Origin of the sequence: Francisella sp. 19X1-34 (genome assembly GCF_041102755.1) — a bacterium.
Taxonomy (GTDB): domain Bacteria; phylum Pseudomonadota; class Gammaproteobacteria; order Francisellales; family Francisellaceae; genus Francisella.
In genome coordinates this window covers 1-7062 of the sequence record NZ_JBGCTX010000094.1, presented here as the reverse complement: position 1 = coordinate 7062, position 7062 = coordinate 1, and the positions used below count along the sequence as shown (strand labels likewise).

The following is a 7062-nucleotide window of genomic DNA, read 5'->3' as shown; positions in this document are numbered from 1 at the left end:
CTCCAACTCCAACTCCAACTCCAACTCCAACTCCAACTCCAACTCCAACTCCAACTCCAACTCCAACTCCAACTCCAGGTGATGCTGTGCAAGAATGGGATGCTAATACTGTATATAATCCTAGTGATAGCAATTCACCTTCTCAAGCAATATATGATGGTAATCTATATACTGCTAAATGGTGGACACGTGGAGAAAACCCTAGTAAATCAGGACAATGGGGAGTTTGGAAAAATGAAGGACCTATTGCAGAACAAGGCAAAGCTACTGTATCTGTTGTTCTTCCAGCTAAACCTGACTTTATTACAGAAGGTAAATTAGCAGATGTTCAAATTCTTAAAAATGGTGTAAAAGTTGCTGAAACTAAAGATGCTAAATGGGGATCTACTACTAATCTAGAAGTAGCTGTAGGTGATAGTGCTGATCTTACAGTAAGTGTGCCTGCTATTGATGGTGCTACAGGATCTCCAAGCCCAGCATCTTTTACTCTTGCAAAAGATGCTTCACAAACTGTTTCTATAGAATACTCAGCGCCAAAACCTGCCGAGGAAGGCTCTATTACAATCAATGCTAATGCTAGTGATGTTACTACAGGTACTACAACAACCTATACTCTTACTGATTCAGAGGGTAATAGAATTAGTAGTGGTAATATTGAAGTAAATAAGGCTCTTACTTTAGATCATATTCCATCATCTGAAAATGGAATTGCGTATACGTTAACTCTTGGTAGTTTTACTACAAATGGATATAACTATACTCCTATTAAAACTTATTCTGTAGTTGTGCGTAATTTCAACACATCAAGTGTTAATGTTAGTTTTGATAAAAAAGCTATTCCTACAGAGAATATATCTATCTCTGTAAATGGTCTACCAGAAGGTAAAGATACTACTCTAACTTTATCTAATGATAAAGGTGATATTAAAGAAGTTACACTAAATAGTAACACTCCTACCTCTGTTGAAATACCTAAAGATGGAGCTATTTGGACTGCAACTATTGCAGCTATAGCTGGATATACACTTTCTGTATCTCCATCTTCATTCTCAGCAGATCAAGATACTCAACAACTAACAGTCAAAGTCACAGAGAACACTTCATCTAGTTCAGACTGGCCAAATAGAGTTGTTGTTGGTTATGTTAGAGGCTACGATGCTCTATGGCAAACTCAGCCTAATACAACTAATCACATGATATCTGAAGCACTTAATCATGGCTACAATGTATTAGTATATTCATTTATTGGCCAGAATGATGATGGAACTGTATTCTTTGATAGCGACTTTGATGTTGATGGTATGAAACTAAAATGGGACAAATCACTATTAGCAGATTTACCAAATCAAATGGAAACAATTCATAAAAATAATGGTATTGCTCTAGTTGCTATAGGTGGAGGAGTTAACTTCTTTATGCCTGATATGAGTGGTGATAAAGCTATATCAGCTGGTAAAGCTATGGGTAAATTCATCGCTGAGCATAACTTTGATGGCTTGGATATTGATGTTGAGCACCCAGTTGGTTCGGCTAAAGATGATGATAACTTCTTACGCTATATTGAAGCTACAAGAGCTGAGTACAAAGAAATTACAGGGAAAGATATGTTCCTAACTGCCGCTCCTCAAATACATGGTTGGTATGGTTCTGGTCAATGGGCTAGTGGTTATGCTAAATTTGCTGAACCATTCTACACTCAAGACTTCATGGATAGAGTACACTTTGATGCAGTATTTATACAGACTTATAACCAATATGGTGGTGCAATCTTTGATGGTAAAAAAGGTCAAGATGTCGGCTTCTTAAGCATGACATTTAAACTACTAGGCCAAGAAGCCCAAAAATCTATGCCTGGATTAACAGACCAAAACCTAACAATACCTTCAAATACGAAGATTGTTTTAGGTGTGCCTAACTATAGAGGTCCATCAGTTACAGATGCTCAATATAAACAAGGATTATGCTTAGCTGATGCTTCTTGCTCAGGTTCTGGTTTATATAACCCAGTTGATATTACTACAGATATTACAAATGGTGGTCTTGGTAATTACGAGCAATATGGTGGTTTAATGACATGGATTATGAACTCTGATTCTTACCAAGGTTGGACATGGGTCGATGGTATCAAAAATGTAGCTTATAATTAAACCTTAAACTTTCTAATATTTATCCTATATATCTTTCAGATAAACTTATATAAATCTTATTTAACTATATTTTAAAATGATGATAACCAGATACATATAAGTTATTTACTAAGTTCTATGATTAGGCCTGATACAATAACATGTTATTTTTGACTCTAATTTTAGATTTAAAATCGATTTTCTTATTCAAGTTTTTTTGATAAATATAGATAAACTTCAAAATATAAACTTATTTTAAGACTGATATAATATTATTTAGTTCCAAATATCTTATCCCCCGCATCTCCAAGGCCCGGAATAATATATTTCTTTTCATTTAGATGGCTATCTATTGACGCTGTGTATAGTTCCACATCAGGATGAGCTTGTTCTAATGCTTTTACCCCTTCTGGAGCAGAAACTAAAGTTATAATTTTAATATCTTTTGAGCCAGCTTTTTTTAGTAAAGTAACTGTTTCTATCATTGAACCACCTGTCGCTAACATAGGATCTACAATAAGAGCTAACCTCTCATTAAGCTTATCACAAAGCTTAGAAAAATATGGTATTGGTTGAGCCGTCTCTTCGTCTCTATACATACCAACCATACTTACCTTAGCTGCTGGAATATGCTCAAAGACACCATCCATCATACCTAGACCTGCTCGCAAAATAGGAACTACAGTTAATTTCTTACCTTTTATTTGCTCTACATCAATATTATTACCTTGCCAGCCTAGTATTTGTATTTTTTCCAGTTTAAAACTTGATGTAACCTCATAAGTTAGAAGACTTGTAATTTCTTTGGTCAATCTTCTAAACTCTTGCGTGCTTATTCCAGCAGCTCTCATAAGTCCTAATTTATGTTGAACCATTGGGTGCTTAACTTCTACTATTTTCATGTACTTTTCCTTCTCCTAGTTAAAATAATTTACTTGCCCGAGTATAACTTTATCATTTGCGCCTGTTGCCGCAGGTATATTATTATAGTTTTTATTAAGAGTTTCATTCCCTAATACAGCAAATGCAATAGCCTCTTTTGCATCACTATTTTCACCAACATCTTCAAATGTTAATACATCCACGTCCAATAATCCTGCTATAGATTTTATTAGGAATTTATTATAAGCTCCTCCCCCTGTAAAAATTATCTGATCTAAATCATGTTTACTCAAGACAAAATCTTTATATGCTCGAGCAATACTTTCAGCTGTAAATAAAGTTAATGTATGTACTATATCTTCAGATGCATTTTCTTTATATTTATTGATTATAAAATCAGTATATTCAATCCCAAATAACTCTCTACCTGTGGACTTTGGAGGCTCTTGTTTCAAATATGGATTTTCTAAAAGCTCTTGTAGCATATTTAAAATCAGTTTACCTCCTTTGGCAATATCACCATTCTCATCATAGCTTTTAGCAAATAAAACCTCTACTGCTCTATTTATCATCATATTACCTGGTCCAGTATCAAAAGCATAAACATCTTCAATATTTGCATTTTTAGGGATAACTGTTGTATTAGCAATACCACCTATATTATGTAAAGCTCGTGACTTGTCTTTGTCTCTATATAAAATATAATCAACATATGGAACTAATGGTGCTCCATCACCTCCAGCTGCTATATCTGCTGCACGAAAGTTTGACACTACTGTTGTTTGGCATTCATAAGCAATTGTTGCAGCATCGCCTAACTGTAATGATGACTTTATAAAATCACCTTCACACACTGCCTGATGATAAATTGTCTGACCATGGTTAGCTATAAATGCTATATCTTTTAAGTTTAGTCCTACTGCTCTAACTAGCTTTTTTACCGCATTAGCATATTCTTTACCAAGCTTAAAATTAAGACTACATAAAAGCTGAGCATTACTTTTTGGTAAAACTAAGGATTGCTTAATATCATTAATTACTCCACCTGAGTACGGATATGTTTCAAAGCTAACCAACTTAATATCTGTGTCTAATCCATGACCTTTGACTTTGCACAAAACCACATCAATCCCATCTAATGACGTTCCTGACATAATTCCTATACAATACTTATAATCACTCATATAAAAGCCTTTCATATTCAAATATTTACTAAATAAATTACATCCTAAAAAAGCTCTAAACTCAATGCTAAAAAACTTGTTTACATATATATATTTATTTATTCTTAAATAACAAGTAATTATTTTTTCATATAGACATGAGGTATTTTCAACTAAAGCTTTCTCTTTTTCTGATATTCTTTATTAGTGCTATTTTACTAAATAGTGTTGGTATAGTTATACTACAATCTGTTACTCACTATCATATTACAGATGTTCAGGCAAGTATTCTCGAAGCATGTAAAGATTTAACTATTGCTATAGTTTCTTTTATTATATGTTCTTTTATTCCCAGATATGGCTATAAAAGAGCAATGCTTACAGGCTTAGCAATAATCATTGTAGGTTGTATAGCTATGACTACCTTAAATAGTTTCTTAATCACAAAGATATTATTTATTTTAGTTGGTATATCTTTTGCATTAATTAAAGTCTCCGTATACTCAACGGTAGGATTAATTACTGATGACTCAAAATCACATGCTAGTCTTTTAAGCTTGCTAGAAGGTGTCTTTCAAGTAGGTGTGGTACTATGCTTTTTTATATTTAGCATATTTATACATTTTGGTAATTGGCTTGGTACATACTGGCTAATTATAGCTTTATGTATAGTTGCGTTTTTACTACTACTATTTACAAAACTTGATGAGTCCGCTGTTCAAATATCTCAAGGCTCTAACTTTTTAGTAGATACTTTAAGTATGCTAAAACTTATAAAGCTGCCAATAGTTATGCTATTTATTATTAGTGTCTTTTTTTATGTATTTATAGAGCAAGGTGTTCAATCATGGCTTCCAACATTTAATACTAGAGTTCTTCATTTATCCGCCTCTACTAGTGTATTTATGGCAAGTATATTTGCCTTAAGTATTGCTGCTGGTCGAATTATTTTTGGTTTTATTATGAAGAAAGTTGATTGGAAAAAGGTTATTCTTTTAGGCCTAATTTGCTGTGCGATACTAATAGTATTTACATTGCAGCTATCCAAGTTAGTTAACCCTAAAGAAACTGATACTCTTATTGCTATAGTTATATCACTACTCTTCCCTATGATTGGTTTTTTTATGGCGCCGATATATCCAACCCTATGCTCTAGTATTCTAAGTAGTCAACCAGAAAAGCTTCAAAGTGCCATGGCTGGTTTAATAATTATATTTTCCGCCTTAGGTGGTACTATTGGTTCAAGAATAATTAGTGAAATATTTGCTCATTTTGGTGGTGTTACGGCGTTTTATTGTGTACTAATACCTATAGCTCTTTTAGTATTACTAACCCCTCCATATGCAAAACTTCATAGGAATAAATAACATGTCAAATAAATCACTAATCCAACTTTATGGTGAGCTTTTTGAAGCAGTTCAACTAAAACCTTGTTTTGATGATTCTAAATATTTTGTTGATATGACTCCCAAAAGTTCTCCAGAAGATATCCTTAATAAATACCATAGCCTAAAAAACTCAAAAGGTTTTGATCTTAAAGCATTCGTTGAAGATAACTTTCATCCTCCTGTAGCAGAGAAAATTTTTAATAATGATAAGGAAATCTCTCTATCACAATATATCAAACAAATGTGGAGTTTCTTACATCAATCCTCTGATCAGCAAAACACTTTAAGTTCTCTTATCCCATTACCAAAACCATATATAATTCCAGGAGGGAGATTTAGAGAGGTTTATTATTGGGATTGTTACTTTACTTGTGAAGGACTTCGTGAAGATGGTGAGATCGAAATGATCAAAGATATAGCTAATAACTTTGCATATCTTATAGATACTGTAGGATTTGTACCGAATGCTAATCGAAAATACTACCTAACTCGCTCTCAACCACCATTATTCTACTTAATTGTAAATATCTTATATCAAGAACTAGGTATTTCAGCAATTGAGAAATATCTAACAACCTTAGAAAAAGAATACTCATTTTGGATGAATACTCAAAGAAATGTAAATGGTTTAAATAGATATTGGGATGATTCTGCAACACCTAGACCAGAGTCATATAGAGAAGATATTGAACATGCGAAAAACATAGATGATAAGTCCAAATTCTATCGTAATATTCGTGCTGCTTGTGAATCTGGATGGGATTTTTCTAGTCGCTGGTTTGCCAAAGAAGATGATTTTAATACTATTCAAACAACAGATATTTTACCTATAGATCTAAATAGCTATTTATATGGTCTTGAGTCACTACTTGGAAAATGGTTTACAGAAACATCAGATGAAACTAAAGCTTATAAATATCTTAAATTAGCAGATAAAAGAAAAAAACTTATCCAAAATAGCTTTTGGAATAATGATAAAGGATTCTTTTATGATTTAAATCACACTACTAAAGAACTTACAACCATAGCAAGCTTAGCCGGGGTAACTCCACTATTTTTAAATATAGCAACAAAAGAACAAGCTAAGCAAACAGCTGATATGATAGAAAATCAATTTCTTACTGAGCACGGACTTATTACAACTGTTACACATACATCACAACAATGGGACTCGCCAAATGGCTGGGCTCCTTTGCATTTTGAAGCTGTTGTAGGTTTAAGAAATTATGGCTTTGATAAACTTGCTAAAACAATAGCTAAAAGGTTTGTAAACACTGTTAATCAGAAGTTTAATGAAACTGGCAAGATTCGTGAGAAATATGATGTTATAGATCCAAAAACAAGTGCAGGTGGCGGTGAGTATATTGTCCAAGATGGCTTTGGCTGGACAAATGGAGTAACTGCAAACTTTATCAAAATGTATAATATAACCTCAGTTCGATAATTACTTCATGTCTAAATATTTATAATTATTGATTTTAATTGGAGAAATAATAAACTGAG

General features: G+C 33.0%; 5 protein-coding genes. 3 read left to right on the top strand and 2 right to left on the bottom strand.

Annotated features, from left to right (window positions below; translation table 11 throughout):
* Window positions 1-2147 (top strand): glycosyl hydrolase family 18 protein (locus tag AB8E56_RS11005; protein WP_329481068.1); only part of this gene is annotated, 2147 nt, incomplete at its 5' end.
* A gap of 251 nt (window positions 2148-2398) precedes the next feature.
* Here the strand turns inward: AB8E56_RS11005 and upp are convergent.
* Window positions 2399-3028, bottom strand: a complete 630-nt coding sequence (gene upp, locus AB8E56_RS11000; RefSeq protein ID WP_329481066.1) for a uracil phosphoribosyltransferase — start codon at window positions 3026-3028, stop codon at window positions 2399-2401.
* A gap of 15 nt (window positions 3029-3043) precedes the next feature.
* A complete protein-coding gene (gene anmK, locus AB8E56_RS10995) occupies window positions 3044-4192 on the bottom strand; it encodes an anhydro-N-acetylmuramic acid kinase AnmK (RefSeq protein ID WP_329481064.1) in 1149 nt (382 codons plus the stop codon).
* 137 nt (window positions 4193-4329) lie between these two features.
* Here anmK and AB8E56_RS10990 point away from each other — a divergent pair, with 137 nt between their 5' ends.
* Complete coding sequence (locus tag AB8E56_RS10990; protein WP_329481062.1) at window positions 4330-5538, top strand: MFS transporter; 1209 nt, start codon at window positions 4330-4332, stop codon at window positions 5536-5538.
* 1 nt (window position 5539) lies between these two features.
* Window positions 5540-7003: a trehalase family glycosidase gene (locus AB8E56_RS10985; RefSeq protein ID WP_329481060.1), complete on the top strand. Its 1464-nt coding sequence runs from the start codon at window positions 5540-5542 to the stop codon at window positions 7001-7003.
* Window positions 7004-7062 lie beyond the last annotated feature (59 nt).

Bases quoted from the DNA above. Each gene is read 5' to 3' on its own strand.
- upp (WP_329481066.1), bottom strand. From the start codon at position 3,028: ATGAAAATAGTAGAAGTTAAGCACCCAATGGTTCAACATAAATTAGGA.
- anmK (WP_329481064.1), bottom strand. From the start codon at position 4,192: ATGAGTGATTATAAGTATTGTATAGGAATTATGTCAGGAACGTCATTA.
- AB8E56_RS10990 (WP_329481062.1), top strand. From the start codon at position 4,330: ATGAGGTATTTTCAACTAAAGCTTTCTCTTTTTCTGATATTCTTTATT.
- AB8E56_RS10985 (WP_329481060.1), top strand. From the start codon at position 5,540: ATGTCAAATAAATCACTAATCCAACTTTATGGTGAGCTTTTTGAAGCA.